The following is a 24,545-nucleotide window of genomic DNA, read 5'->3' as shown; positions in this document are numbered from 1 at the left end:
GGCACCTAGGCTGGCGGCATGAACGACTCCGCGCTGCAGTTCGGCCTGTTCGTCCCGCAGGGATGGCGCCTCGACCTCGTCGGCATCGATCCCGCCGAGCAGTGGGGGCGGATGCTCGAGGTCGCGCAGCGCCTGGACGCTGGGCCGTGGCACTCGGCGTGGGTCTACGACCACTTCCACACGACGCCGCAGCCGACGGACGAGGCGACGCACGAGGCGTGGACGCTCATGGCCGCGCTCGCCGCGAGCACGAGCCGCGTGCGGCTCGGGCAGATGTGCACGTGCATGGGCTACCGCAACCCCGCCTACCTCGCGAAGGTCGCCGCGACCGTCGACGTCATCTCGGGCGGCCGGCTCGAGTTCGGCATCGGCGCCGGCTGGTACGAGCACGAGTGGCGCGCGTACGGCTACGGCTTCCCCGGCGTCGGCGACCGAATCTCGGCGCTCCGCGACGGCGTGCAGATCATCCAGCGGCTCTGGGCCGAGGGGACGGCGACGCTCGAGTCGGAGTCGTTCTCGGTCGACGGCGCCATCTGCCGGCCCCAGCCGCTCCAGTCCGGTCGCGACGGCCGCCCGCGCATCCCGACCTGGATCGCCGGCGGCGGCGAGCAGCGCACGCTCCGCTACGCGGCGAAGTGGGCGGACGCGACGAACTTCGGCGGCGGCCCGGAGCAGTTCGCGCGCAAGCGCGACGTGCTGCTGCGCCACCTCGAGAAGGAGGGGCGCGACCCGGCCGAGGTGCGACTCACCTCCAACCTCAACATCGTCGTGCGCGAGAGCGAGGCCGAGGCCCGCCGCGTCGTCGACGAGGTGAACGCGCGCGCCGACTCCGCGATGCCCGCCGAGCACGCCGGCACCGGCTTCTCGACGCGCGGCGCGGTCGTCGGCACGCCGCAGATGGTGGTCGATCACGTCGGGGCGCTGCGCGAGGCGGGCCTGGGGACGCTCATCGCCTACATGCCGGAGGTCGCGTTCGAGCAGGACGGCATCGAGCTCTTCGAGCGGGAGGTCATGACCGCCCTCCGCTGATGCGTAGGCTTGCGGCATGACTGACGAGAGAGTCGGCGCGCCGTCGCGCCAGCAGACCGAGATCGACCGGATCGCGGAGGGCTACGTCCACCGCGCCGCCGCCCTGAACCCCGAGATCAACGTGTACGTCGGACTCGAGGGCGACAAGGCCGGCTACGGCGACTACTCGCCCGAGGGCCGCGACGCCGACGCTGCGCTCGCGCGCGAGACGCTCGCCGCGCTCGAGGCCGCGGAGCCCGTCGACGACATCGACTGGGTGACGAAGACGGACCTCTCGCGCGAGCTGCAGCTCGAGCTCGACGTGCACGCCTCCGGCTGGGGCGACCGCGACCTCAACAACCTCGCGAGCCCTGCCTCGGGCATCCGCGACATCTTCGACCTCATGGCGACCGGCAGCGAGGACGACTGGTCGACGATCGCGCAGCGCATGCGCAACGTGCCTGCCGCGATCGACGGCTACATCGCCTCGCTCCGGAACGGCATCGCGACCGGCAACACGCCCGCGGCGCGCCAGATCGACAACGTGCTCGAGCAGTTCGCCGACTACGCGCCCGGGAAGGGCTTCTTCCACGAGTTCGCCGCCTCGGCGAAGGCGGGGGAGCAGGAGCTGCCCGCGTCGCTGCGCGACGACCTCGCGAAGGCCGCCGGCGAGGCGACCGAGGCGCACGCGCGCTTCGCGGAGTTCCTGCGCACCGAGCTCGCCGCATCCGCCAACCCCGTCGACGCGGTCGGCCGCGACTTCTACTCGCTCATGTCGCGCCGCTTCCTCGGCGCCGCCGTCGACCTCGACGAGACCTACGCGTGGGGCATCGAGGAGCTCGACCGCATGCGCGCCGAGCAGGAGGCGATCGCGAACGAGATCCTCCCCGGCGCGAGCGTGCAGGAGGCCATCGCGCACCTCGACCAGGACGCGAGCCGCAAGCTCCACGGCACCGACGCGCTCAAGGCGTGGATGCAGGAGACGAGTGACCGCGCGATCGAGGAGCTCGGCCGGAGCCACTTCGACATCGCCGAGCCGATCAAGGCGCTCGAGTGCATGATCGCGCCGACGCAGACCGGCGGCATCTACTACACCGGTCCCGCCGACGACTTCTCGCGGCCGGGCCGGATGTGGTGGTCGGTGCCCGAGGGCGTCACCGAGTTCGACACGTGGCGCGAGCTCACGACCGTCTACCACGAGGGCGTGCCGGGCCACCACCTGCAGATCGCGCAGGCGACCTACAACCGCGCGCAGCTCAACCTGTGGCGCCGCGCGTTCGCCGGCACGTCCGGCCACGCGGAGGGCTGGGCGCTCTACGCGGAGCGGCTCATGGAGTCGCTCGGCTACCTCGACGACCCGGCCGACCGGCTCGGGATGCTCGACGGGCAGCGGATGCGCGCGGCGCGCGTCGTGCTCGACATCGGCGTGCACCTCGGCAAGCCGCGCCTCGACGGCACGGGGGAGTGGGACTTCGACTACGCCTTCGAGTTCATGAAGTCGAACGTCAACATGAACGAGCCGTTCGTGCGCTTCGAGGTCAACCGCTACTTCGGCTGGCCGGGCCAGGCGCCGTCCTACAAGATCGGCCAGCGCATCTTCGAGCAGATCCGGGATGCGGCGAAGGACGCCGAGGGCGACGCGTTCGACCTCAAGCGCTTCCACATGCGCGTGCTCAACATCGGCGGCGTCGGCCTCGACACGCTGCGGGAGGCTGTCCTGCGCGGCTAGGCGCGGTTGTCCGGGATGCCCATCCGCGTGTAGGATCGACGGGCCACTCGTGTGGCGCAATCAATCCGAACCGCTGGATGGGCATCCTCATGCCCGCAGCCCGACATCCCCCATAAAGGCACCTTGAACTCTATGACCACTGCAACGACCACGGCTCCCAAGCAGGTCGCTGTGAACGACATCGGCTCGGCCGATGACTTCATGGCCGCCGTTGAGAAGACCCTGAAGTTCTTCAACGACGGCGACCTCATCGAGGGCACCGTCGTCAAGATCGACCGCGACGAGGTCCTCCTTGACGTCGGCTACAAGACCGAGGGCGTCATCCCCTCGCGCGAGCTCTCCATCAAGCACGACGTCGACCCCTCCGAGGTCGTCGAGGTCGGCGACACCGTCGAGGCGCTCGTCCTCCAGAAGGAGGACAAGGAGGGTCGCCTGATCCTCTCGAAGAAGCGCGCGCAGTACGAGCGCGCCTGGGGCGATGTCGAGCGCATCAAGGACGAGGACGGCGTCGTCACCGGCACCGTCATCGAGGTGGTCAAGGGCGGCCTCATCGTCGACATCGGCCTCCGCGGCTTCCTGCCGGCCTCGCTCATCGAGCTGCGCCGCGTCCGCGACCTCACGCCGTACCTCGGCCAGGAGATCGAGGCGAAGATCCTCGAGCTCGACAAGAACCGCAACAACGTCGTGCTCTCGCGCCGCGCGCTCCTCGAGGAGACGCAGTCGGCCTCGCGCGGCCAGTTCCTGCAGTCGCTCCAGAAGGGGCAGGTCCGCAAGGGCGTCGTCTCGTCGATCGTCAACTTCGGCGCGTTCGTCGACCTCGGCGGCGTCGACGGCCTCGTGCACGTCTCCGAGCTCTCGTGGAAGCACATCGAGCACGCCTCGGAGGTCGTCGAGGTCGGCCAGGAGGTCACCGTCGAGATCCTCACCGTCGAGCTCGACCGCGAGCGCGTCTCGCTGTCGCTCAAGGCGACGCAGGAGGACCCGTGGCAGATCTTCGCCCGCACGCACGCGATCGGCCAGGTCGCGCCGGGCAAGGTCACGAAGCTCGTCACGTTCGGCGCGTTCGTGCGCGTCGCGGACGGCATCGAGGGCCTCGTGCACATCTCGGAGCTCTCGGCCAAGCACGTCGAGACGGCTGACCAGGTCGTCGCGGTCGGCGACGAGGTCTTCGTGAAGATCATCGACATCGACCTCGAGCGCCGCCGCATCTCGCTCTCGCTCAAGCAGGCGAACGAGGGCGTCGACCCCGAGGGCACCGACTTCGATCCGGCGCTCTACGGCATGCTCGCCGAGTACGACGAGCAGGGCAACTACAAGTTCCCGGAGGGCTTCGACCCCGAGACGAACGAGTGGAAGGAAGGCTTCGAGGCGCAGCGCGAGGCCTGGGAGGCCGAGTACGCGGCCGCGCAGGCGCGCTGGGAGGCGCACAAGGCGCAGGTCGCCGCGGCCCGCGACGCCGAGCTCACCTCGAACGACGTGCCCTCGGGCGCATCGTCCTTCGGCAGCAGCTCCGACGACTCGGGCGCCGGCACCCTCGCCGACGACGAGGCGCTCGCCGCGCTCCGCGAGAAGCTCACCGGCTCCGCGGAGTAGTCAGCACCGCCAGAGCGGGCCGCGCCTTCGGGCGCGGCCCGCTCTGCGTTCCCGGGGGCGCGCGGCGGGGTGGCAGGATCGAGGCATGCCCGCCGACGACGCGATGACGCACGCCCTCGACTACGCCGACCGTTGGCTCGCCTACCGCCGCTGGCGCCTGCGCGTGCCGGGCGTGCAGGTCGCCGTGCGGATCGGCGGCGAGCTCGTGCTCGAGCGCGCGCACGGGCTCGCCGACGAGGCGACGCGCGAGCCGCTCACCACCGGCCACCGCTTCCGCATCGCCTCCCACTCGAAGTCGCTCGCCGCGATCGCCGCGATGCGGCTCGTCGACGAGGGTGCGCTCCGCCTCGACGATGCGGTCGGCGCGCTCGTCCCGGCGCTCGCCGGCACCGACGCCGCGGCCCTGACCGTGCGGGAGCTCCTCTCGCACGGCAGCGGTGCGACCCGCGACGGCGACGACGTCGCGTTCTGGCAGCTCGCCGACGACTTCCCCGACGCCGACCGGCTGCTCGCGATCGCGACGGCCGGCGTCCGCCGCCTCGACGCATCCGCCGAGTTCAAGTACTCCAACATCGGCTTCGGGCTGCTCGGCCTCGCGGTCGAGGCGGTCACGGGGGAGCCGTACGCCCGCGCGCTCGAGCGGCTCGTGCTCGCGCCGCTCGGGCTCGAGGCGACGAGCGCCGACATCGAGGGCGCCTCTGCACCGCTCGCGACCGGCCACTCGGCGCTGCACTCGAGCGACGAGCGCGCGCCGCTCGGCAGCCCGTCGTCGCGCGCGCTCGCCGCAGCGACGGGCGCCGTCTCGACGGCAGCGGAGCTCTCGGACGCCCTGCGCGTCGTGGTCGACGCCGACGACCGGCTGCTGAGCGCGACGGCACGGCGGCGGATGCGGCAGCGCCAGTGGTCGACGACCGGTCGCGACGGCGCGGTGGCGGGCTACGGCCTCGGACTCATGCTGCGCGAGGTCGACGGCCGCACGTGGCACGGGCACGGCGGCGCGTGGACGGGGCAGGCGACGCGCACGCTCGTCGACGCCGAGCGCGACGTCGTCGTGAGCGTGCTCGCGAACGCGATCGACGCGCCCGCGGAGGAGCTCGCCGTCGGCGTCGCCCGCATCGTGCAGGCGGCGCTCGAGCCCGCGGCCGAGCCCGACGAGGCGGAGCTCGAGCTCGCGCGCTCGTTCGAGGGATCGTTCGCGAGCATCTGGGGCCGGCTCGACGTCGTCGAGCTCGGCGGGCGGCTGCTCGGCATCGCCCCGACGGCGCCCGACCCGCTCGCCGCGGTCGACGTGCTCTCGCCGCGCGGTGAGGATCGCGTGGTGATCGAGGCGGCGACCGGCATGGGATCCGGCCACGAGGAGGCGGTCGCCGAGCGCGACGCGACGGGCCGCGTGCAGCGGTGGCGCGGCGCGTGGCACATGCACGCGGTCGAGCCGGTGCCGGGGGAGGCGGCGGGCTAGCCGTCCGCCGCGCGCTCGGTCGCCGGCCGCAGGTCGGCGCGCCGCCGCCGACGGGCGGTGCGCCGCAGCCACCAGGCGAGGAGCGCCAGCACGAGCAGGCCGAGGATCACGAGGATCGGCGCGACGATCGCGACCAGCGAGAGCCCGATCGCGCTCACGTCCTCGACCGTCGAGACGACCGGCGCGGCCGCGCCCGCCGTCGCGGCGTTCGCCGCGGGCCGCACCGTCGCCTTGCCGGCGTGCACCGCGAGCGCGATGACCGCGCCGACCACGATCGGCACCCACTGGTTCGAGGCGAAGAACTCGGCGGGATCCGTGACGGCGACGGTCGACGCCGTCGAGGAGGAGCCGAAGACGAGGCCGCCCGCGGCGGGGCGCACGAGCGTCTGCAGCACGTCGTTGACGCTGTCGACGGCGGGCACCTTGTCGGCGACGACCTCGACCACGAGCAGCACGGCGACGATGCCGATCACCCACCAGCTCGAGAGCCAGGCCCAGCTCTCCGGGAGCGCGAGCAGGCCGGGGAAGAGCCGGTCGGCGAGTCCGACGACGAGCAGCGGGATGTAGGCGTTCATGCCCGCAGCCGCGGCGAGCCCGGCGCCGGTCAGTGCCTCGAGCACGATCCCTCCTCCCGCGGCGCGGCGCCGCTCGGGCCGATCGTAGCCCGCTGCCGCCGTGCGTGGCGGGGGAAGGGCCCGGTGCGCGGTAGCGTCAGAGCATGATGGCGGCGGTCACGACTGCTCGCGCCGATGGCGCGCGCCCCGACCGTACCCGCGAGCGCGCGACCGCGGTCAACCAGCTGCTCTTCGCCGCGGCCGCGCTCACGGCCTGCGCGCTCATGATCGTGGTCGGCGACGTGCGGCACGGCGAGCTGCTCTTCGGCGGCATGCTGCTCGTGTTCGCGCTCACGATCGCCGCGCTCGTGGTGCCCTGGAACCGGCTGCCCGTGCGCTGGGTCGGGATCGTGCCGGTCGGAGATCTCGTCGCGGTGCTGCTGCTGGAGCTCTCGTACCACGACGGCGAGGCGTGGCTGCTGTGGATGGTGCCCGCCACCTGGCTCGCGACCGTGCTCGGGTGGCCCGGCCTCGTGCTCGGCGCGGGCGGCTCGACCGTGCTGTTCTGGGTCGCGCACCTCCTCGCCGACGACATCGGCGCGGGACTGCGCGACGCGCTCGGCCCGCTCGCCCTCACCACCGCATCCGTCGTCACCTTCATCGCCGCGCGCCGCTCCGCGGCGCAGCGGTCGCTGCTCGACGAGCAGGCCGACTACCTCGACCACGCGGTCGAGCGCGCCAGGCGGCAGGAGGACGCGGTGAGCGAGCTGCTCGACGCGGTCGACTTCGGCGTCGTGCGGATCGGCGCCGACGGCAGCATCTCGATCGAGAACGACGCGCACGCGAGGCTCATGACGCCCGCCGACGACGCGCAGCTGTTCGAGGCGGACGGCGCGACGCCGACCGAGCCCGGCGCCGTGCCCGTCGCGCGTGCCCGGCGGGGGGAGACCTTCGAGAACCTGCTGCACTGGCAGGGCCCGCCGGGCGATCAGCGCCGCGCGCTGCTGTCGACCGCGCGACGGCTCTTCGACATCAACGGCGCCGACGTGGGCGCGATCCTCGTCACGCGGGACGTGACGGCGGAGCAGCAGGCCGTGCACATCCGCGACGAGCTCGTCGCCTCCGTCTCGCACGAGCTGCGCACACCCCTCACGAGCGTGCTCGGCCACCTCGACCTCGCGCTCGACTCGGGCGACGTCGGCCCCGGCGCGCGGCGCAGCCTCGAGATCGCCGAGCGCAACGCCTCCCGCCTGCTCGTCATCATCGGCGACATCCTCGCAGCGACCGCCGACGGGCCGGGCCGCTTCGACGTGCGGCCCGTGCGCGAGGACCTCGCTCGCGTCGTGCTCGCGTCGGTCGAGGCGCTCGAGCCGCGCGCCGCCGAGCGCAACATCCGCATCGACAGCTCTGGCGTCGAGCCGGCGGAGGCCGAGTTCGACCCCCACCGGATGCGGCAGGTGGTCGACAACCTCGTCGGCAACGCCGTGAACTACCACACGGGCGACGGCCTCATCGAGGTCGGCGTCACGGCCGACGACAAGCACGTGTGGCTCGTCGTCCGCGACGACGGGCCCGGCATCGCGGAGGACGCGCTGCCGCGGCTCTTCGAGCGCCGCTACCGCGCGCAGCCCTCCGGCAGGGCGACGGGCAACGGCCTCGGCCTATCGATCAGCCGGGACCTCGTGCGCGCGCACGGCGGCGAGATCACCGTCCAGAGCGAGCCTGGCAGCGGAGCCACCTTCGTCGTCCGCTTGCCTCGACGCACCACGGGAGCGACCGCATGACCCTCGATCCAGACACCGTCATCCTCATCACGGCGCTCGTCGTGCACGTCGCGGGCGGACTGTTCGTGCTCGAGACGATGGTCCGCAAGGACGATCGCGCCGGCCGCGTCTGGGCGCTCAGCTTCCTGGCCGCGATGATCGCGACCGAGGCGTTCGTCGTCGAGGCCGTGCTCGGGGTCGGCTCGTGGCCCGTCGGCATCGGCCAGGGCGGATGGGTCGCGTGCATGGGCCTGCTGTGGATCGGCTGCCGCGTCTTCAACGGTCGGCGCAGCGGCCGCGCCGCGCTCGTCGTCGCGCTCGCCGCGCTGCTCGCGTTCCTCGCCGTGCTGCTCGTCGGCACCGGCCCGGGCGGCTGGTCGGCGCGCTGGGTGATGTTCGCCGCCAACGCGGCCTTCGCCGCGCTCGGCGCGGCCGAGGCGCTGCGTGGCTCGCTGCGCCGCACGCGCACGGGGGTCGCGCTCGGCGGCGTGCTCGTCGTCGTCGCCGCCTTCCAGCTCGTGCGGCTCCTCGCCGGCGTGACGATGGCCGGAGACGGCGCGCTCCTGCGCGTGTGGTCCGACGCGGGCATCGCCGGCATCGCGACGATCGCGCTCACGATCGTCGTCGTCGTCGTGACCTCGGTGCTGCGCGCCGAGCAGGTGCGGCTGCGGGGCACGGAGGACTCGTCGCTCATGGCGATCGCACCGGACGGCGTGCTCCTCGCGCCGTCGTTCTCGCGCGTGCTCGGCGGACGGCTCATGCGCGCCAACCGCCGCGGCGAGCTCTTCGCCGTCCTCGCGGTGCGCATCGATGCGCTCTCGCGCATCTCGACGGCGTTCGGCGTCGACGAGGCCGAGCACGTCCGGCAGGCCGCCCGAGCCGCCGTCCGCAGGCTCGCGCCGACGACCGCGGCGCTCGGGAGCGACGAGCGCGGCCTGCTGCTGCTCGCCTTCCAGCCGTCATCGCCCGCCGACGCCCGGCAGCTCGCCGCCCGCATGCACCGGGCCATGCTCGATCAGCTCCGCACCGCCGGCGTGCCCGTCGTGCCGCCGATCGGCATGGGCGTCGCGCTCACGAGCATCACGGGCTACGACCGCGACGTGCTCGTCGAGGCGGCGCGCTCGGCCGCGCGGCGCGCGATGGGCAGCGACGACGTCTCGGTCGTCGTCGCGGGGGAGGACGGCGAGGGGGAGGACGCCGACCGCGGTCAGGCGGTGCGGCGGTAGCCGACGCCGCGGACCGTCTCGATCCAGCGCGGCTCCGAGGGCGACTCGCCGAGCTTGCGGCGCAGGTTCGCGACGTGCACCTCGATCGCCCGCGCGTCGTGCTCGCTCAGGAAGTGGTCGGGCTCGCCGCGCTCGCCGCGCAGCATGCCGGCGAGCTGGAGCTTGCTCACGACGCGGCGGCCGGAGCCGAGCAGCATCCGCAGGATGTCGAACTCGCTGCGCGTCAGCTCGATCTCCTGCCCGTCGAGCTCGACGACCCGCGCCTGCGGCTCGAGCCGCAGGCCGCGGTGCTCAAGCATCGAGGTCTCGTGCTCGTCGTCGGGCAGCGGAGCGCCGGCGTGGCCCGGGGCCGAGGGGACGCGCTGCGGGGCGGGGGCCGCTTGCGGCGGGCGCGGGGCAGACGGATGCGTCGACGCGAGCGCGCGCGGACGCCGCATCATCGCCTCGATGCGGGCGCGCAGCTCGCGCGGCCGGAACGGCTTGACGACGTAGTCGTCGGCGCCGGCCTGCAGCCCGACGAGCGTGTCGATCTCGTCGCCGCGCGCCGTGATCATGACCATGTAGGCGGTCGTGAGGCTGCGCACCTGGCGGGCCGTCTCGAAGCCGTCCATGCCGGGCATGTTCACGTCGATCGTGACGACGATGGGGTCGTGCTGGCGCACGAGCTCCACGCCGCTCGGGCCGTCGGCCGCCGTGTGCACGGTGAAGCCGCCCTGGGTCAGCACCTGGGCCAGCAGCTCACGGATGTCCTCGCCATCCTCGATGACCACCGCGACGTCCTCGTGCATCGGTTCTCCCGCATCCAGCACCGCGCGACCCGGTGCGATCTCGCCCATGCTAGCGTCCACCGCCCACCGCGGCGGATCGCTGCCGCCGAGCGGCTCCCGCGGCCGTGCGAGACTCGACGCATGCCTCTCGTCGCGCTCACCGGCGGCATCGCCTCCGGCAAGTCCACGATCGCCGGCCGGCTCGCCGAGCGCGGAGCGGTCGTCATCGACGCCGACGCGCTCGTGCGCGAGCTGCAGCAGCCCGGCGAGCCGGTGCTGCGCGAGATCGCCGAGGCCTTCGGCGAGCACCTGCTGCTGCCCGACGGCTCGCTCGACCGGGCCGCGCTCGGCGCGATCGTCTTCGCCGACGACGCCGCCCGGCGCCGGCTCAACGGCATCGTCCACCCGGCCGTCGGGCGCGAGTCCGCCCGCCGCTTCCGCGCCGCGCTCGACGCCGACCCGGACGCGGTCGTCGTCTACGACGTGCCGCTGCTCGTCGAGGCGCGGCCCGACGACCCGTGGGACCTCGTCGTGGTCGCGCACGCTCCCGCCGAGGCGCGCGTGGCCCGGCTCGTCGCGCTGCGCGGCATGGACGAGGCGGATGCGCAGGCTCGCGTCGCGTCGCAGGCGAGCGACGAGCAGCGGCTCGCGATCGCCGACGTCGTGATCGACACCGCGGGCGAGCTCGAGCAGACGCTCGCGCAGGCCGATGCGCTGTGGGAGCGCCTCCGCGCCGGTCGTGAGCACTCCCACAGGGAGGATGTGGGCGGCCGCTCCTAGGCTTGGAGCATGCAAGCGACGCGTGCCGTGCACCCCTTCGAGGTCGTGAGCGAGTACGAGCCCTCCGGCGACCAGCCCAAGGCGATCCGGGAGCTCGCGGCCGCCCTCGACCGAGGCGAGACCGACGTCGTGCTGCTCGGCGCCACCGGCACGGGCAAGAGCGCGACGACCGCGTGGCTCGTCGAGCAGGTGCAGCGCCCGACGCTCGTGCTCGCGCACAACAAGACGCTCGCGGCGCAGCTCGCGAACGAGTTCCGCGAGCTCATGCCGCACAACGCCGTCGAGTACTTCGTCTCGTACTACGACTACTACCAGCCCGAGGCCTACGTGCCGCAGACCGACACCTTCATCGAGAAGGACTCGTCGCTCAACGCCGAGGTCGAGCGGCTCCGGCACTCGGCGACAAACGCGCTGCTCTCGCGCCGCGACGTCATCGTCGTCTCGACCGTCTCGTGCATCTACGGACTCGGCACCCCCGAGGAGTACCTCGAGGCGATGGTCGCGCTGCAGGTCGGCATGCGCATCGACCGGCAGGCGCTGCTGCGCCGCTTCGTCGCGATGCAGTACCAGCGCAACGACGTCGCCTTCTCGCGCGGCACGTTCCGCGTGCGCGGCGACACGATCGAGATCATCCCGATGTACGAGGAGCACGCGATCCGCATCGAGCTCTTCGGCGATGAGATCGAGGCGCTCTCGACGCTGCACCCGCTCACGGGCGAGGTGCTCCAGCGGCACGACGCCGTCTCGATCTTCCCCGGCAGCCACTACGTCGCGGGCACCGAGCGCATGCACCGCGCCATGGAGCGCATCCGCACGGAGCTCGAGGAGCGGCTCAAGGTGCTCGAGCGCGAGGGCAAGCTGCTCGAGGCGCAGCGGCTGCGGATGCGCACGACCTTCGACCTCGAGATGATGGAGCAGATCGGCTTCTGCTCCGGGATCGAGAACTACTCGCGGCACATCGACGGCCGCGAGCAGGGCGAGCCGCCGCACTGCCTGCTCGACTACTTCCCCGACGACTTCCTCGTCGTGATCGACGAGTCGCACGTGACCGTGCCGCAGATCGGGGCGATGTACGAGGGCGACGCGAGCCGCAAGCGCACGCTCGTCGAGCACGGCTTCCGGCTCCCGAGCGCGCTCGACAACCGCCCGCTCAAGTTCGACGAGTTCCTCGAGCGCACGCCGCAGAAGGTCTACCTCTCGGCGACGCCCGCGAAGTACGAGATGTCGCTCGCCGACACCGTGGTCGAGCAGATCATCCGCCCGACGGGGCTCGTCGACCCGAAGCTCGTCGTCAAGCCGACGAAGGGGCAGATCGACGACCTGCTCGAGGAGATCCGGGTGCGCGCCGAGCGCGACGAGCGCGTGCTCGTCACGACGCTCACGAAGAAGATGGCGGAGGAGCTCACCGAGTACTTCACCGAGGCGGGCGTGCGCGTGCGCTACCTGCACTCGGACGTCGACACGCTGCGCCGGGTCGAGCTGCTCACGCAGCTGCGGCAGGGCCTCTTCGACGTGCTCGTCGGCATCAACCTGCTGCGCGAGGGCCTCGACCTGCCCGAGGTGTCGCTCGTCTCGATCCTCGACGCCGACAAGGAGGGCTTCCTGCGCTCGTCGACGTCGCTCATCCAGACGATCGGTCGCGCCGCCCGCAACGTCTCGGGCGAGGTGCACATGTACGCCGACCGCATCACCGACTCCATGCAGAGCGCGATCGACGAGACCGAGCGCCGCCGCGCGATCCAGATCGCGTACAACGTCGAGCACGGCATCGACCCGACGCCGCTGCGCAAGCGCATCGCCGACATCACCGACGTGCTCGCGCGCGAGCAGGCCGACACCGCCGAGCTGCTCGAGGGCGGCCGGCGAGGGGCGCCGACGCCGCGGCTCGCGAAGGACCGCTCGAGCCTCGACGGCCCCTCGCAGCTCGAGGCGATCATCGCCGACCTCACGGCGCAGATGACGGAGGCGGCGGGCGAGCTGAAGTTCGAGCTCGCGGCGCGGCTGCGCGACGAGCTCCACGACCTCAAGCGCGACCTGCGCCAGATGCGTCAGGCGAGCTAGGAGGAGCGAGCGGCCCCGAGTCGACGCCCACCCGCCCGATGCCCGAGGATGTCGCCATGCCCACGATCGACCTCAACAGCGACCTGGGGGAGAACGCGCCCGATCGCATCGTCGGGGACGACGCGGCGATGCTGCGCATCGTCTCGAGCGCGAACGTCTCGTGCGGCTTCCACGCCGGCACGCCCGAGGGCATCCGCGCGACCCTCGAGGCGGCCGTCGCGAACGGGGTCACGATCGGCGCGCACCCCGGCTACCGCGACTACGAGGGCTTCGGCCGGCGGCCCGTCGACGTCGAGTCGACGACGCTGCAGGCGCACGTCGAGTACCAGCTGGGCGCGCTGCAGGCGCTCGCGACCGCGGTCGGCGGCCGCGTCGCCTACGTCAAGCCGCACGGTGCGCTCTACAACGCGATCGCGCACGACGAGCGGCAGGCGCGGGACGTCGTCCGCGCCGTCCGAGCCGTCGACCCGTCGCTCGTGCTCCTCTGCCTCGCGGGCGGCGTCGCGCTCCGGGTCGCCGAGCGCGAGGGGCTGCCGACGGCGGCGGAGGCGTTCGCCGATCGCGCGTATGCGCCCGATGGGCTGCTCGTGCCGCGCACCGAGCCGGGCGCCGTCCTGCACGATCCCGCGGCCGTCGCCGCGCGGATGACCCGGCTCGCCCTCGAGGGCGTCGTGCGCGCCGTCGACGGGAGCGACGTCGCGGTCGCGGCCGACTCGATCTGCGTGCACGGCGACAGCGCGGGAGCGGTGGCGATGGCGAGGGCGACCCGGTCGGCGCTCGAGGCGGCCGGCGTCGCGATCGCGCCGTTCGCCGGCGCGTGAGGTGACCGGGTGAGGGTGCTGCCCGCGGCCGACACCGCGCTGCTGCTCGAGTCCGCCGACCTCGACGAGTCGATGCGGCTGCTCCCGGCGATCGAGGCGGCGGCGCTCCCGGGCGTCCGCGAGCTCGTGCCCGGTGCGCGCACGATCCTCGTGCGCTTCGACCCTGCGCTCGTCAGCCCGGCGGTGCTCTCCGAGCGGCTGCTCGCGATCGAGCCCACGGCCGCGATCGACGGCGGCGAGCGCTCGGTGACGATCCCGGTGCGCTACGACGGGGACGACCTCGACGAGGTCGCGCGCGTGCTCGGCGCCTCGCCCGAGGAGGTCGTCGAGCGCCATCTCGCCGCCGCGTGGAGGGTGGCCTTCACCGGCTTCGCGCCGGGCTTCGGCTACCTCGTCGGGGACGATCCGCGCTTCGACGTGCCTCGCCGGTCCGCGCCGCGCACGCGCATCCCGGCCGGCTCCGTCGCGCTCGCAGGCCGCTACTCCGGCGTGTACCCGAAGGAGAGTCCGGGCGGCTGGCAGCTCATCGGCCGCACCGACGCCGTCCTGTGGGATCTCGAGCGCGAACCGCCGGCGCTGCTCGCGCCCGGCACGGCGGTGCGCTTCGCGCGCGCCGCCCGTGAGCTCGTCGAGGCCGCGCCGGTCGAGCGTCGCCCCCCTCGCGACGCGGAGCGCGCTCGCCATGCGCTCGAGGTCGTGCGGCCCGGGCTGCAGCTGCTCGTGCAGGACCTCGGTCGGCCCGGCCTGGCTGCGCAGGGCGTCTCCGCCTCCGGGGCCGCCGATCGGCGGGCGCTGCGCGAGGCGAACCGCGCGGTGGGCAATCCGCCGCACGACGCGGGCCTCGAGCTCGCGGGCGGCGGCGCGTCGCTGCGCTTCCGCGGTCCCGCGGTCGTGGCCCTCACGGGCGCGCTCGCCGACGCATCCGTCGTCGACGCCGAGCGCCCGGATGCCTCCATCCCGGTCGAGCCGGGACGCCCGGTCGCGATCGACGACGGCGACGAGCTGCGCATCGGCGCGGTGCGGGACGGGCTGCGCGTCGTCATCGGCATCCGCGGCGGCATCGCGCTCGACCCGGTGCTCGAGAGCCGCTCGAGCGACACGCTCGCACAGCTCGGCCCCGCCCCGCTCGGGGCGGGCGACGAGCTGCCGCTCCACGGGCCCGCGGCGGGCGCGACGGCCGTCGCGCCGACGGGCGCCCCGCGCGCACCGCTCCCGCGCGCCGGGCAGACCGTCGAGCTGCGCGTCGTGCTCGGCCCGCGCGCCGAGTGGTTCACGGCCGCGGCGCTCGAGACGCTCGAGGCGCAGGAGTGGGAGGTCACGCCGCGCTCCGACCGCGTGGGCCTCCGCCTCGCGGGCGCGATCGCGCTCGAGCGGGCGCGGGACGGGGAGCTCGAGAGCGAGGGCTGCGTGACGGGCGCCATCCAGGTGCCGCCCGACGGCCAGCCGGTGCTCTTCCTGCCTGACCACCCGCTCACGGGCGGGTACCCCGTCATCGGCGCCGTCGTCGACGACGACCTCGACCTCGCGGGGCAGCTGCCGCCGGGCGCCTGCATCCGGTTCCGCGTCGAGCGGCCGCCCACCCACCTCGAGGAGTCGCCATGCAGAAGGTCCTGATCGCCAACCGCGGCGAGATCGCCGTGCGCATCGCGCGCGCGTGCGCCGAGGCGGGCTACCGGTCGGTCGCGGTGTACGCCGACCAGGACGTCGACGCGATGCACGTGCGGCACGCCGACGAGGCGGTCGCGCTCGGCGGCTCGACGGCGGCCGAGACCTACCTCGACGCAGACTCGCTGCTCGCGGCGGCGCGGGCGACCGGCGCCGACGCCGTGCACCCCGGCTACGGCTTCCTCTCCGAGAGCGCCGCGTTCGCCCGGGCCGTCGAGGGCGCGGGGCTCACGTGGATCGGCCCGACCCCCGAGAGCATCGACGCGCTCGGCGACAAGGTCACCGCGCGCTCGATCGCGCGGCGCGTCGGAGCGCCCCTCGTGCCCGGCTCGGACGGGCCGCTCGCCGACGCCGGCGAAGCGGTCGCCTTCGCGCGCGAGCACGGGCTGCCGATCGTGATCAAGGCGGCGTTCGGCGGTGGGGGACGGGGCCTGAGGGTCGCGCGCTCGATCGACGAGGTGGCGGATGCGTTCGAGACGGCCGCGCGGGAGGCCGCCGCGGCCTTCGGTCGCGCCGAGTGCTTCGTCGAGCGCTACCTCGAGCGCCCCCGCCACATCGAGGCGCAAGTGCTCGGCGATGGCCGCGGCGGCGTCGTGGTCGTCGGCGATCGGGACTGCTCGCTCCAGCGCCGCGGCCAGAAGCTCGTCGAGGAGGCGCCCGCGCCCCGCCTCGAGCGCGCGCAGCGCGAGCGCATCCACGAGGCGGCGCGCGCGATCTGCGCCGCGGTCGACTACCGCGGCGCCGGCACGGTCGAGTTCCTGCTCGGCACCGACGGCACCGCGTCGTTCCTCGAGGTCAACACGAGGCTGCAGGTCGAGCATCCGGTCACCGAGGCCGTCACGGGCGTCGACCTCGTGCGCGAGCAGCTGCGCATCGCGGAGGGCCTCGGCCCCTCGATCGCCGCGACCCCCGAGCCGCTCGGCCACGCGATCGAGCTGCGCATCAACGCCGAGGACCCGGGCCGCGGGTTCCTGCCGAGCCCCGGTCGGATCGCGTCGCTGCGGGTGCCGGGAGGTCCCGGCGTCCGCTGGGACGCGGGCGTCGAGGCCGGCGACGCGGTCGAGGCGGCCTTCGACTCGCTCGTCGCGAAGCTCGTCGTGCACGCGCAGGATCGCGACGCCGCGCTCGTGCGGCTCCGCCGCGCGCTCGGCGAGCTCGAGGTGCGGGGCGTCGCGACGATCGCGCCGCTCGCCGAGGCGCTGCTCGACGAGCCGGCCTTCTCGACCGAGGGCCTCGCCGTCTCGACGCAGTGGATCGAGGACGAGCTCATGCCGCGGCTCGAGCCGCAGCTGCGGGCCGCCATCGCGCCCGCGGGCGGGCTCACGCGCGTGCCGATCGAGGTCGACGGTCGCCGCGTCGTGCTCGGGCTCCCGGATGCGCTGCTCGCCGTCGCCGCGCGGGCCGAGCCGACGCGCTCCCGCGCCGAGCAGCCCGAGGCGGACGGCGCCGTGCGCGCTCCCGTACCGGGCACCCTCGCGCGCTGGCTCGTCGCCGACGGGGAGCGCGTCGAGGCCGGCCGGGAGGTCGCGGTGCTCGACGCCATGAAGCTCGAGACGCGCGTCGCCGCCGATCGCGCGGGCGCGCTCGAGCGGCTCGTCGCCGAGGGCGCGGTCGTCGCGCTCGACGACCCGATCGCGCGCATCTCCGAGTGAGCCGTCGGCGAACGCCCGGGGCGCGTGTGGGTGGCCGCTCGTAGACTCGTTGGGTGACATCCACCACCACGAGCACTTCAGAGCTGCACGTCCGCGGCGCGCGCGAGCACAACCTCAAGGACGTCGATCTGCGCATCCCGCGCGACTCGCTCGTGGTGTTCACGGGGCTCTCCGGATCGGGCAAGTCGTCGCTCGCGTTCGACACGATCTTCGCCGAGGGGCAGCGCCGCTACGTCGAGTCGCTGTCGGCCTACGCGCGGCAGTTCCTCGGGCAGGTCGACCGGCCCGACGTCGACTTCATCGAGGGCCTGAGCCCCGCCGTCTCGATCGACCAGAAGTCGACGAATCGCAACCCGCGCTCGACGGTCGGCACCATCACCGAGGTGCACGACTACATGCGACTGCTGTGGGCGCGCATCGGCGTGCCGCACTGCCCGATCTGCGGTGAGCGCATCCAGCGGCAGACGGTGCAGCAGATCGCCGACGAGCTCATGGAGCTGCCGGAGCGCACGCGCTTCCAGATCCTCGCGCCGGTCGTGCAGCAGAAGAAGGGCGAGTTCGCCGACCTGCTGCGCAACCTCGTGGCGACCGGCTACTCGCGCGCCGTCATCGACGGCGAGCTCGTGCAGCTCGCCGAGGCGCCCGCGCTCAAGAAGCAGAACAAGCACGACATCGCCGTCGTCGTCGACCGCATGGTCGCCGAGCCCGGCATGCTCTCGCGGCTCACCGACTCGCTCGAGACGGCGCTGCGGCTCGCCGACGGGCTCGCGACGATCGACTACGTCGACCTCGAGCCGAGCGACCCCGCGCGCACGCGCACGTTCAGCGAGAAGCTCTCGTGCCCCAACCGCCACCCCGTCTCGCTCACCGAGATCGAGCCGCGCACCTTCTCGTTCAACGCGCCGTTCGGCGCGTGCCCCGAGTGCACCGGCATCGGCACGAAGATGTCGGCCGACCCCGAGCTCGTGATCGCCGACGAGGCGCTCTCGATCCGCGAGGGCGCGATCCTGCCGTGGACGCAGTCGGGCAAGGGCCTCTACACCTACTTCGAGCGTCTGCTCGCCGGCCTCGCGCGCGAGATGGACTTCTCGCTCGACACCCCGTGGCGCGACCTCGAGCCCGAGGTGCGCCAGGTCGTGCTGCACGGCACCGAGGGCAACGTCATGGTGCAGTGGCGCAACCGCTACGGCCGGCAGCTGAAGTACGCGACGGGCTACGAGGGCGTCATGCCCTACATCCAGCGCAAGCACGAGGAGGCCGACAGCGACTGGGTGCGTGCGAAGCACGGCGAGTTCCTGCGCGAGGTCCCGTGCCCCGAGTGCGGCGGCGCGCGGCTCAAGCCCGAGGTGCTGAGCGTGCTCGTGCACGGCTCGTCGATCGCGACGGTCTCCGACATGAGCCTCGACGACGCCCACGCCTACATGGAGGGCCTCGACCTCGACGAGCGGGAGGCGACGATCGCCGCGGCGGTGCTGCGCGAGATCCGCGCGCGGCTCGACTTCCTCATCCGGGTCGGGCTCGGCTACCTCTCGCTCTCGCGCGCGGCCGCGACCCTCTCGGGCGGCGAGGCCCAGCGCATCCGCCTCGCCACCCAGATCGGCGCGGGCCTCACGGGCGTGCTCTACGTGCTCGACGAGCCGTCGATCGGCCTCCACCAGCGCGACAACCGCAAGCTCATCGGCACGCTCGAGGCGCTCCGCGACCTCGGCAACACCCTCATCGTCGTCGAGCACGACGAGGACACCATCCGCACCGCCGACTGGATCGTCGACATCGGCCCCGGCGCGGGGGAGCGAGGCGGCGAGGTCGTGCACTCCGGCGGCTTCGAGGACCTGCTCGAGCACCCGACGTCGCTCACCGGCAAGTACCTCTCGGGGCGCGAGTCGATCCCGACGCCGACCGAGCGCCGGCCCGTCGACCCCGAGCGGATGCTGCGGGTCGAGGGCGCGCGCGCCAACAACCTCAAGCACATCGACGTCGACATCCCGCTCGGCGTGTTCGTCGCCGTCACCGGCGTCTCGGGCTCGGGCAAGTCGACGCTCGTGAACGACATCCTCCACAAGGTGCTCGCGAACGCGCTCAACGGCGCCCGGCAGGTGCCGGCGCGGCACACGCGCGTCACGGGCCTCCACCACCTCGACAAGGTCATCCACGTCGACCAGGGCCCGATCGGGCGCACGCCGCGCTCGAACCCCGCGACCTACACGGGCGTGTTCGACAAGATCCGCAACCTCTTCGCCGAGACGGCGGAGGCGAAGGCGCGCGGCTACCTCGCGGGCCGCTTCTCGTTCAACGTCAAGGGCGGCCGCTGCGAGGCGTGCATGGGCGACGGCACGCTCAAGATCGAGATGAACTTCCTGCCCGACGTCTACGTCGAGTGCGAGGTGTGCCACGGGGCGCGCTACAACCGCGACACGCTCTCGGTGCACTACAAGGGCAAGTCGATCGCCGACGTGCTCCAGATGCCGATCGAGGAGGCGGCCGAGTTCTTCGCGCCCATCTCGTCGATCCACCGCTACCTCAAGACGCTCGTCGACGTCGGCCTCGGCTACGTGCGGCTCGGGCAGTCGGCGACGACGCTCTCGGGCGGCGAGGCGCAGCGCGTCAAGCTCGCGACCGAGCTGCAGCGGCGCACGTCGGGCCGCGCGATCTACGTGCTCGACGAGCCGACGACCGGACTCCACTTCGACGACGTGCGCAAGCTCCTCGAGGTGCTCGACGGGCTCGTCGAGAAGGGCAACACCGTGCTGACGATCGAGCACTCGCTCGACGTCATCAAGAGCGCCGACTGGGTCATCGACCTCGGCCCGGAGGGCGGCTCGGGCGGCGGCACGATCGTCGCGGCCGGCACGCCCGAGGAGGTCGCCGAAGTCGAGGCGAGCCACACGGGAGCGTTCCTCAAGGAGATCCTGGGCGCGGGAGTGCGATGACCGGGGCACGCGCGCCGCGCACCGTCCCCTACAAGCCGGCGCCCGGGACGATCCCGACCGCGCCCGGCGTCTACCGGTTCCGCGACGAGCACGAGCGCGTGCTCTACGTCGGCAAGGCGAAGAACCTGCGCCAGCGGCTCTCGAACTACTTCCAGCCGCTCGAGGCGCTCCACGAGCGCACGCGCCGCATGGTGCTCACGGCCGTGCGCGTCGAGTGGACGATCGTGGCGAGCGAGTTCGAGGCGCTGCAGCTCGAGTTCACCTGGATCAAGGAGTACGAGCCGCCCTTCAACGTGCAGTTCCGGGACGACAAGTCCTACCCGTACCTCGCGGTGACGATGGGCGAGGACGTGCCGCGCGCGCTCATCACCCGCAACCGCGGCATGCGAGGCGCGCGCTACTTCGGCCCGTACACGAAGGTGTGGGCGATCCGCGAGACGCTCGACCTGCTGCTCAAGGCCTTCCCGATGCGCTCCTGCAGCCAGTCGGTGTACGACCGGGCCGAGCGCTCGGGGCGCCCGTGCCTGCTCGGCGACATCGGCAAGTGCTCGGCGCCGTGCGTCGGGCGCGTCACGCACGCCGAGCACCGCGACATCGCGCGCGACCTCGTCGCGTTCATGAACGGCGGCGACCAGGAGTTCGTCGATCGCGTGCGCGAGGAGATGCAGCGCGCGAGCGCGAGGCTCGAGTTCGAGCGCGCCGCGCGGCTGCGCGACCAGCTCGCCGCGCTCGAGTCGGTGCTCGAGCGCACGAGCGTCGTGCTCTCCGACCACGTCGACGCCGACGTGTTCGGCCTCGTGCACGACGAGCTGAGCGCCGCCGTGCACCTGTTCGCGGTGCGCGGCGGCCGCATCCGGGGCACGAAGTCGTGGGTCGTCGACACCGAGATCGACCTCGACGACAGCGAGCTCGCGACGCAGATCCTCCGGATCGCCTACGACGAGGGCGACCCGCCCGCGCGCGAGGTGCTGCTGCCCAAGCAGCCCGATGCCGTCGCCGAGGTCGAGGCGTGGCTCACCGACCGCCGCGTCGACCACGGCTTGAGCGGCCGCGTCGAGGTGCGGGTGCCGCAGCGCGGCGAGAAGCGCAAGCTCGCCGACTCGGCGACCGTCAACGCCGCGCACGCGCTGCAGGTCGCGCGCACGAAGCGCACGAGCGACTATGTCACGCGATCCCAGGCGCTCGCCGACCTGCAGGAGGCGCTCGGCATGGCCGAGGCGCCGCTGCGCATCGAGTGCTTCGACGTCTCGCACCTCGGCGGACAGGGCGTCGTCGCCTCGATGGTCGTCTTCGAGGACGGCCTGCCGCGCAAGGACCAGTACCGCAGGTTCGCGATCGCCCAGACGACCGACGACACCGACTCGATCCACCAGGTCATCACTCGCCGCGCGAAGTACCTCGTCGAGGGCGACCCCGACGCGGCGTCGACCCGCTTCGCCTACGCCCCGCAGCTGCTGCTCGTCGACGGCGGCCGGCCGCAGGTGCAGGCGGCGAAGCGCGCGCTCGACGAGCAGGGCGTCACGGGCGTCGCGCTCGCCGGCATCGCGAAGCGGCTCGAGGAGCTTTGGCTGCCGGACGACGAGTTCCCGGTCATCCTGCCGCGCTCGAGCGAGGCCCTCTACCTCGTGCAGCGGCTGCGCGACGAGGCGCACCGGGTCGCGATCAGCTACCAGCGGCAGAAGCGCTCGAGCGCGATCCAGTCGCAGCTGAGCGGCATCCCCGGCCTCGGGCCCTCGCGCGTGCGCGCGCTGCTCAAGCACTTCGGCTCCGCGAAGCGCGTGCGCGCCGCGTCCCCCGACGAGCTGCGCGAGGTGCCGGGCGTCGGCCCGGCGCTCGCCGAGGCCATCGCGCGCGCTCTGCGCGCCGATACGATGGAGGCCGACACGCGAGGGTGAGGAACGGCAGGCTGTGAACGCGAGAGAGATCGTCATCATCACCGGCATGTCCGGTGCAGGACGCACGACGGTCGCGAACGCGCTCGAGGACCTCGGCTGGTTCGTCGTCGACAACCTGCCGCCGAGCATGCTGCGCACGCTCGTGCGCACGGCCGCGGCGGGCGACGCGACCGAGGCGAAGCTCGCCATCGTCGTCGACGTGCGCGGCGGCGTGCTCTTCGACGACGCGAAGCGCTTCGTCGAGATGCTGCGCAACGAGCACTCCGTGCGCGTGCTCTTCCTCGAGGCGAGCGACGCCGAGCTCGTGCGCCGCTACGAGCAGGTGCGCAGGCCGCACCCGCTGCAGGGCGACGGGACGATCCTCGACGGCATCCGCATGGAGCGCCACCGGCTCGAGCCGCTGCGCGGCATGGCCGACCAGCTGCTCGACACGACGGGCCTCAACCCCCACCAGCTCACGACGCGCGTGGGGGAGCGCTTCGCACCCGGCGGCGAGCTCGAGGTCGTGCTCACCGTCATGAGCTTCGGCTTCAAGTACGGCCTCCCGGTCGACGCCGACCTGATCGCCGACATGCGCTTCCTGCCGAACCCCTTCTGGAACCCCGACCTGCGCGGCCACAACGGCACGGAGGAGGTCGTCTCCGACTTCGTGCTCGAGCAGGAGGGCGCGCGCGAGTTCGCCGATCGCTACGTCGAGGCGCTCGAGCCGGTGCTCGCGGGCTTCGCGCGCGAGAACAAGCTGCACGCCGTGCTCGGCGTCGGCTGCACGGGCGGCAAGCACCGCTCGGTCGCGATGGCGCAGTACCTCGCCTCGCGCCTGTCGGGACAGCCCGGCGTGCGCGTCGCGGTCAAGCACAGGGATCTGGGACGCGAATGACGAGAGGAACCGGCGTGACACTGACCGACGACGTCAAGGAGGAGCTCGCGCGCGTGCGCGTGACGCGACCCCAGACGAAGGCGGCGGAGGTCGCGACCCTGCTGCGCTTCGCGGGCGGGCTGCACGTGATCTCGAACCGCGTCGCGGTCGAGAGCGAGCTCGACTCCGCGGCCGCGGCGCGCAGGCTCGCGCGCAGCATCCTCGAGCTCTACGGCGTCAAGGCCGAGATCGCCCGCATCTCGTCGTCGTCGAGCCGCTCGAGCGGCGCGTACCTCGTGCGCGTCATCGCGGAGGGCGAGACGCTCGCGCGGCAGACGGGCCTCATGGATGCGCGGCGCAAGCCCGTCCGCGGGCTCCCGAACAAGGTCACGACCGGCTCGCTCGAGGACCTCGCGGGCGTGTGGCGCGGCGCGTTCCTCGCCCAGGGCTCGCTGTCGGACCCGGGCCGCTCTGCCGCGCTCGAGATCGCGTGCCCCGGCAACGAGGCCGCGATGGCCCTCGTCGGCGCGGCCGGCCGGCTCGGCGTACCGGCGAAGTCGCGCGAGGTGCGCGGCGCGCACCGCGTCGTGATCCGCGAGGGCGAGCCGATCTCGCGGATGCTCACGACCATGGGGGCGCTCGACACCGTGCAGGCGTGGGCGGAGCTGCGGCAGCGCCGCGAGGTGCGCGCGACCGCGAACCGGCTCGTCAACTTCGACGACGCGAACCTGCGCCGCAGCGCCCAGGCCGCCGTCGCCGCGTGCGCGCGCATCGAGCGGGCGCTCGACATCCTCGGCCCCGAGGTGCCCGAGCACCTCGCGTACGCCGGCCGGCTGCGGCTCGAGCACCGCGACGCGAGCCTCGACGAGCTCGGCCACCTCGCCCAGCCGACGATGACGAAGGACGCGGTCGCTGGGCGGATCCGACGGCTGCTCGCGATGGCGGATCGAGCCGCGCAGGAGCGCGGCATCCCGAGCACCGAGGACGCGGTGCCGGACGACATCGACGACGTCTGAGCGGTCGCGCGGGCCCTGCTCGCGATCAGGCCGCCGTGGATAGGATCGGGTCGACCCATCGGCGCGCGCAGCGCGCAGAGAGGAGCCAGCCATGGCCGTCTACACCCTGCCTGAGCTGCCGTACGACTACGCGGCGCTCGAGCCCCACATCTCGGCGAAGATCATGGAGCTGCACCACAGCAAGCACCACAAGACCTACGTCGACGGCGCGAACACCGCGCTCGAGAAGCTCGCCGAGGCGCGCGACTCGGGCGACCTCGCGAACGTCAACAAGCTCGAGAAGGACCTCGCCTTCAACCTCGGCGGGCACACCAACCACACCGTCTTCTGGAACAACCTCTCCGGCGACGGCGGCGGCGAGCCCGAGGGCGAGCTGCAGGCCGCGATCGCCGAGTTCTTCGGCGACTTCGCGAAGTTCCAGGCGCACTTCACCGCGAACGCGACGGGCATCCAGGGCTCGGGCTGGTCGGTGCTCGCGTGGGACTCGATCGGCGCGCGCCTCAACGTCTTCCAGCTCTTCGACCAGCAGGGCAACGTGCCGGTCGGCACGCACCCCGTGCTCATGCTCGACATGTGGGAGCACGCCTTCTACCTCGACTACCTCAACGTCAAGGCCGACTACGTCAAGGCGTTCTGGAACATCGTCAACTGGCAGGACGCGCAGGCGCGCTTCGAGGCCGCCCGCACGCAGACCTCCGGTCTGATCCTCCGCTAGCGAATCGTCACCCCGTGACGGGGACCCCGGGCACGCGCCCGGGGTCCTCCACCCG

General features: G+C 73.1%; 18 protein-coding genes. 16 read left to right on the top strand and 2 right to left on the bottom strand.

From position 1 onward, the window contains the following. Positions 1 to 18 precede the first annotated feature (18 nt). The 4 genes from JQT67_RS01145 (at position 19) to JQT67_RS01130 (ending at position 5,789) form a co-directional block, all read left to right on the top strand. Positions 19 to 1,029 (top strand): TIGR03560 family F420-dependent LLM class oxidoreductase, encoded by a 1,011-nt coding sequence (locus JQT67_RS01145; protein WP_243755491.1) that lies wholly within the window; start codon positions 19 to 21, stop codon positions 1,027 to 1,029. A gap of 16 nt (positions 1,030 to 1,045) precedes the next feature. After that, the gene (locus JQT67_RS01140) at positions 1,046 to 2,737 is read left to right on the top strand and encodes a DUF885 domain-containing protein (protein ID WP_208063140.1); all 1,692 of its coding nucleotides are present in this window, start codon (positions 1,046 to 1,048) and stop codon (positions 2,735 to 2,737) included. A 132-nt stretch (positions 2,738 to 2,869) separates the two neighbouring features. Further along, positions 2,870 to 4,330, top strand: coding sequence for a 30S ribosomal protein S1 (rpsA, locus tag JQT67_RS01135; protein ID WP_021009220.1), 1,461 nt, complete (start codon positions 2,870 to 2,872; stop codon positions 4,328 to 4,330). Between the two features lie 85 nt (positions 4,331 to 4,415). Beyond that, positions 4,416 to 5,789: a serine hydrolase gene (locus JQT67_RS01130; protein WP_208063139.1), complete on the top strand. Its 1,374-nt coding sequence runs from the start codon at positions 4,416 to 4,418 to the stop codon at positions 5,787 to 5,789. On the opposite strand, the gene JQT67_RS01125 is transcribed toward JQT67_RS01130, so the two are convergent. Further along, complete coding sequence (locus JQT67_RS01125; RefSeq protein ID WP_208063138.1) at positions 5,786 to 6,409, bottom strand: DUF4126 domain-containing protein; 624 nt, start codon at positions 6,407 to 6,409, stop codon at positions 5,786 to 5,788. The genes JQT67_RS01130 and JQT67_RS01125 overlap by 4 nt on opposite strands. A 98-nt stretch (positions 6,410 to 6,507) precedes the next feature. On the opposite strand from JQT67_RS01125, the gene JQT67_RS01120 reads away from it, so the two are divergent. Then, positions 6,508 to 8,127 (top strand): cell wall metabolism sensor histidine kinase WalK, encoded by a 1,620-nt coding sequence (locus JQT67_RS01120; RefSeq protein ID WP_208063137.1) that lies wholly within the window; start codon positions 6,508 to 6,510, stop codon positions 8,125 to 8,127. Next, complete coding sequence (locus JQT67_RS01115; protein WP_208063136.1) at positions 8,124 to 9,332, top strand: diguanylate cyclase domain-containing protein; 1,209 nt, start codon at positions 8,124 to 8,126, stop codon at positions 9,330 to 9,332. Before JQT67_RS01120 ends, JQT67_RS01115 begins: the two co-directional genes overlap by 4 nt. On the opposite strand, the gene JQT67_RS01110 is transcribed toward JQT67_RS01115, so the two are convergent. After that, complete coding sequence (locus JQT67_RS01110; RefSeq protein WP_021009215.1) at positions 9,314 to 10,168, bottom strand: response regulator transcription factor; 855 nt, start codon at positions 10,166 to 10,168, stop codon at positions 9,314 to 9,316. The genes JQT67_RS01115 and JQT67_RS01110 overlap by 19 nt on opposite strands. Before the next feature lie 72 nt (positions 10,169 to 10,240). Here JQT67_RS01110 and coaE point away from each other — a divergent pair, with 72 nt between their 5' ends. The 10 genes from coaE to JQT67_RS01060 all read left to right on the top strand — a co-directional run bounded on the left by coaE (position 10,241) and on the right by JQT67_RS01060 (position 24,490). Next, positions 10,241 to 10,879 (top strand): dephospho-CoA kinase, encoded by a 639-nt coding sequence (gene coaE / locus JQT67_RS01105; protein WP_208063135.1) that lies wholly within the window; start codon positions 10,241 to 10,243, stop codon positions 10,877 to 10,879. A 9-nt stretch (positions 10,880 to 10,888) separates the two neighbouring features. Beyond that, positions 10,889 to 12,940 carry an excinuclease ABC subunit UvrB gene (gene uvrB, locus JQT67_RS01100; RefSeq protein ID WP_021009213.1) on the top strand — a complete coding sequence of 684 codons (2,052 nt, stop codon included), beginning with the start codon at positions 10,889 to 10,891 and terminating at the stop codon, positions 12,938 to 12,940. Between the two features lie 56 nt (positions 12,941 to 12,996). After that, entirely contained in the window at positions 12,997 to 13,761 is a 765-nt protein-coding gene (locus JQT67_RS01095) for a LamB/YcsF family protein (RefSeq protein WP_021009487.1), read from the top strand. A 9-nt stretch (positions 13,762 to 13,770) separates the two neighbouring features. Then, positions 13,771 to 15,375, top strand: coding sequence for a 5-oxoprolinase/urea amidolyase family protein (locus JQT67_RS01090; protein ID WP_208063134.1), 1,605 nt, complete (start codon positions 13,771 to 13,773; stop codon positions 15,373 to 15,375). Next, on the top strand, positions 15,360 to 17,078 hold the full coding sequence (locus JQT67_RS01085) for a biotin carboxylase N-terminal domain-containing protein (protein WP_208063133.1): 1,719 nt from the start codon (positions 15,360 to 15,362) through the stop codon (positions 17,076 to 17,078). Before JQT67_RS01090 ends, JQT67_RS01085 begins: the two co-directional genes overlap by 16 nt. A gap of 53 nt (positions 17,079 to 17,131) precedes the next feature. Next, positions 17,132 to 20,008, top strand: a complete 2,877-nt coding sequence (uvrA, locus tag JQT67_RS01080) for an excinuclease ABC subunit UvrA (RefSeq protein ID WP_208063132.1) — start codon at positions 17,132 to 17,134, stop codon at positions 20,006 to 20,008. Then, complete coding sequence (gene uvrC, locus JQT67_RS01075; protein WP_021009483.1) at positions 20,005 to 21,903, top strand: excinuclease ABC subunit UvrC; 1,899 nt, start codon at positions 20,005 to 20,007, stop codon at positions 21,901 to 21,903. Before uvrA ends, uvrC begins: the two co-directional genes overlap by 4 nt. Before the next feature lie 13 nt (positions 21,904 to 21,916). After that, positions 21,917 to 22,780, top strand: a complete 864-nt coding sequence (gene rapZ, locus JQT67_RS01070; RefSeq protein WP_021009482.1) for an RNase adapter RapZ — start codon at positions 21,917 to 21,919, stop codon at positions 22,778 to 22,780. A gap of 14 nt (positions 22,781 to 22,794) precedes the next feature. Next, positions 22,795 to 23,775 carry a DNA-binding protein WhiA gene (whiA, locus tag JQT67_RS01065; protein WP_021009481.1) on the top strand — a complete coding sequence of 327 codons (981 nt, stop codon included), beginning with the start codon at positions 22,795 to 22,797 and terminating at the stop codon, positions 23,773 to 23,775. 91 nt (positions 23,776 to 23,866) lie between these two features. Beyond that, on the top strand, positions 23,867 to 24,490 hold the full coding sequence (locus JQT67_RS01060) for a superoxide dismutase (RefSeq protein ID WP_021009480.1): 624 nt from the start codon (positions 23,867 to 23,869) through the stop codon (positions 24,488 to 24,490). Positions 24,491 to 24,545 lie beyond the last annotated feature (55 nt).

Source organism: Agrococcus sp. TF02-05 (assembly GCF_017565345.1).
GTDB lineage: Bacteria > Actinomycetota > Actinomycetes > Actinomycetales > Microbacteriaceae > Agrococcus > Agrococcus pavilionensis.
The sequence above is the reverse complement of the archived record's forward strand: the minus strand, read 5'-3'. Positions and strand labels throughout refer to the sequence as shown.

What these genes read in the sequence shown, in the direction of transcription:
- JQT67_RS01145 (WP_243755491.1), top strand. Translation starts at nt 19, where the DNA reads ATGAACGACTCCGCGCTGCAGTTCGGCCTGTTCGTCCCGCAGGGATGG.
- JQT67_RS01140 (WP_208063140.1), top strand. Translation starts at nt 1,046, where the DNA reads ATGACTGACGAGAGAGTCGGCGCGCCGTCGCGCCAGCAGACCGAGATC.
- rpsA (WP_021009220.1), top strand. Translation starts at nt 2,870, where the DNA reads ATGACCACTGCAACGACCACGGCTCCCAAGCAGGTCGCTGTGAACGAC.
- JQT67_RS01130 (WP_208063139.1), top strand. Translation starts at nt 4,416, where the DNA reads ATGCCCGCCGACGACGCGATGACGCACGCCCTCGACTACGCCGACCGT.
- JQT67_RS01120 (WP_208063137.1), top strand. Translation starts at nt 6,508, where the DNA reads ATGATGGCGGCGGTCACGACTGCTCGCGCCGATGGCGCGCGCCCCGAC.
- JQT67_RS01115 (WP_208063136.1), top strand. Translation starts at nt 8,124, where the DNA reads ATGACCCTCGATCCAGACACCGTCATCCTCATCACGGCGCTCGTCGTG.
- JQT67_RS01110 (WP_021009215.1), bottom strand. Translation starts at nt 10,168, where the DNA reads ATGGGCGAGATCGCACCGGGTCGCGCGGTGCTGGATGCGGGAGAACCG.
- coaE (WP_208063135.1), top strand. Translation starts at nt 10,241, where the DNA reads ATGCCTCTCGTCGCGCTCACCGGCGGCATCGCCTCCGGCAAGTCCACG.
- uvrB (WP_021009213.1), top strand. Translation starts at nt 10,889, where the DNA reads ATGCAAGCGACGCGTGCCGTGCACCCCTTCGAGGTCGTGAGCGAGTAC.
- JQT67_RS01095 (WP_021009487.1), top strand. Translation starts at nt 12,997, where the DNA reads ATGCCCACGATCGACCTCAACAGCGACCTGGGGGAGAACGCGCCCGAT.
- JQT67_RS01085 (WP_208063133.1), top strand. Translation starts at nt 15,360, where the DNA reads ATGCAGAAGGTCCTGATCGCCAACCGCGGCGAGATCGCCGTGCGCATC.
- uvrC (WP_021009483.1), top strand. Translation starts at nt 20,005, where the DNA reads ATGACCGGGGCACGCGCGCCGCGCACCGTCCCCTACAAGCCGGCGCCC.
- JQT67_RS01060 (WP_021009480.1), top strand. Translation starts at nt 23,867, where the DNA reads ATGGCCGTCTACACCCTGCCTGAGCTGCCGTACGACTACGCGGCGCTC.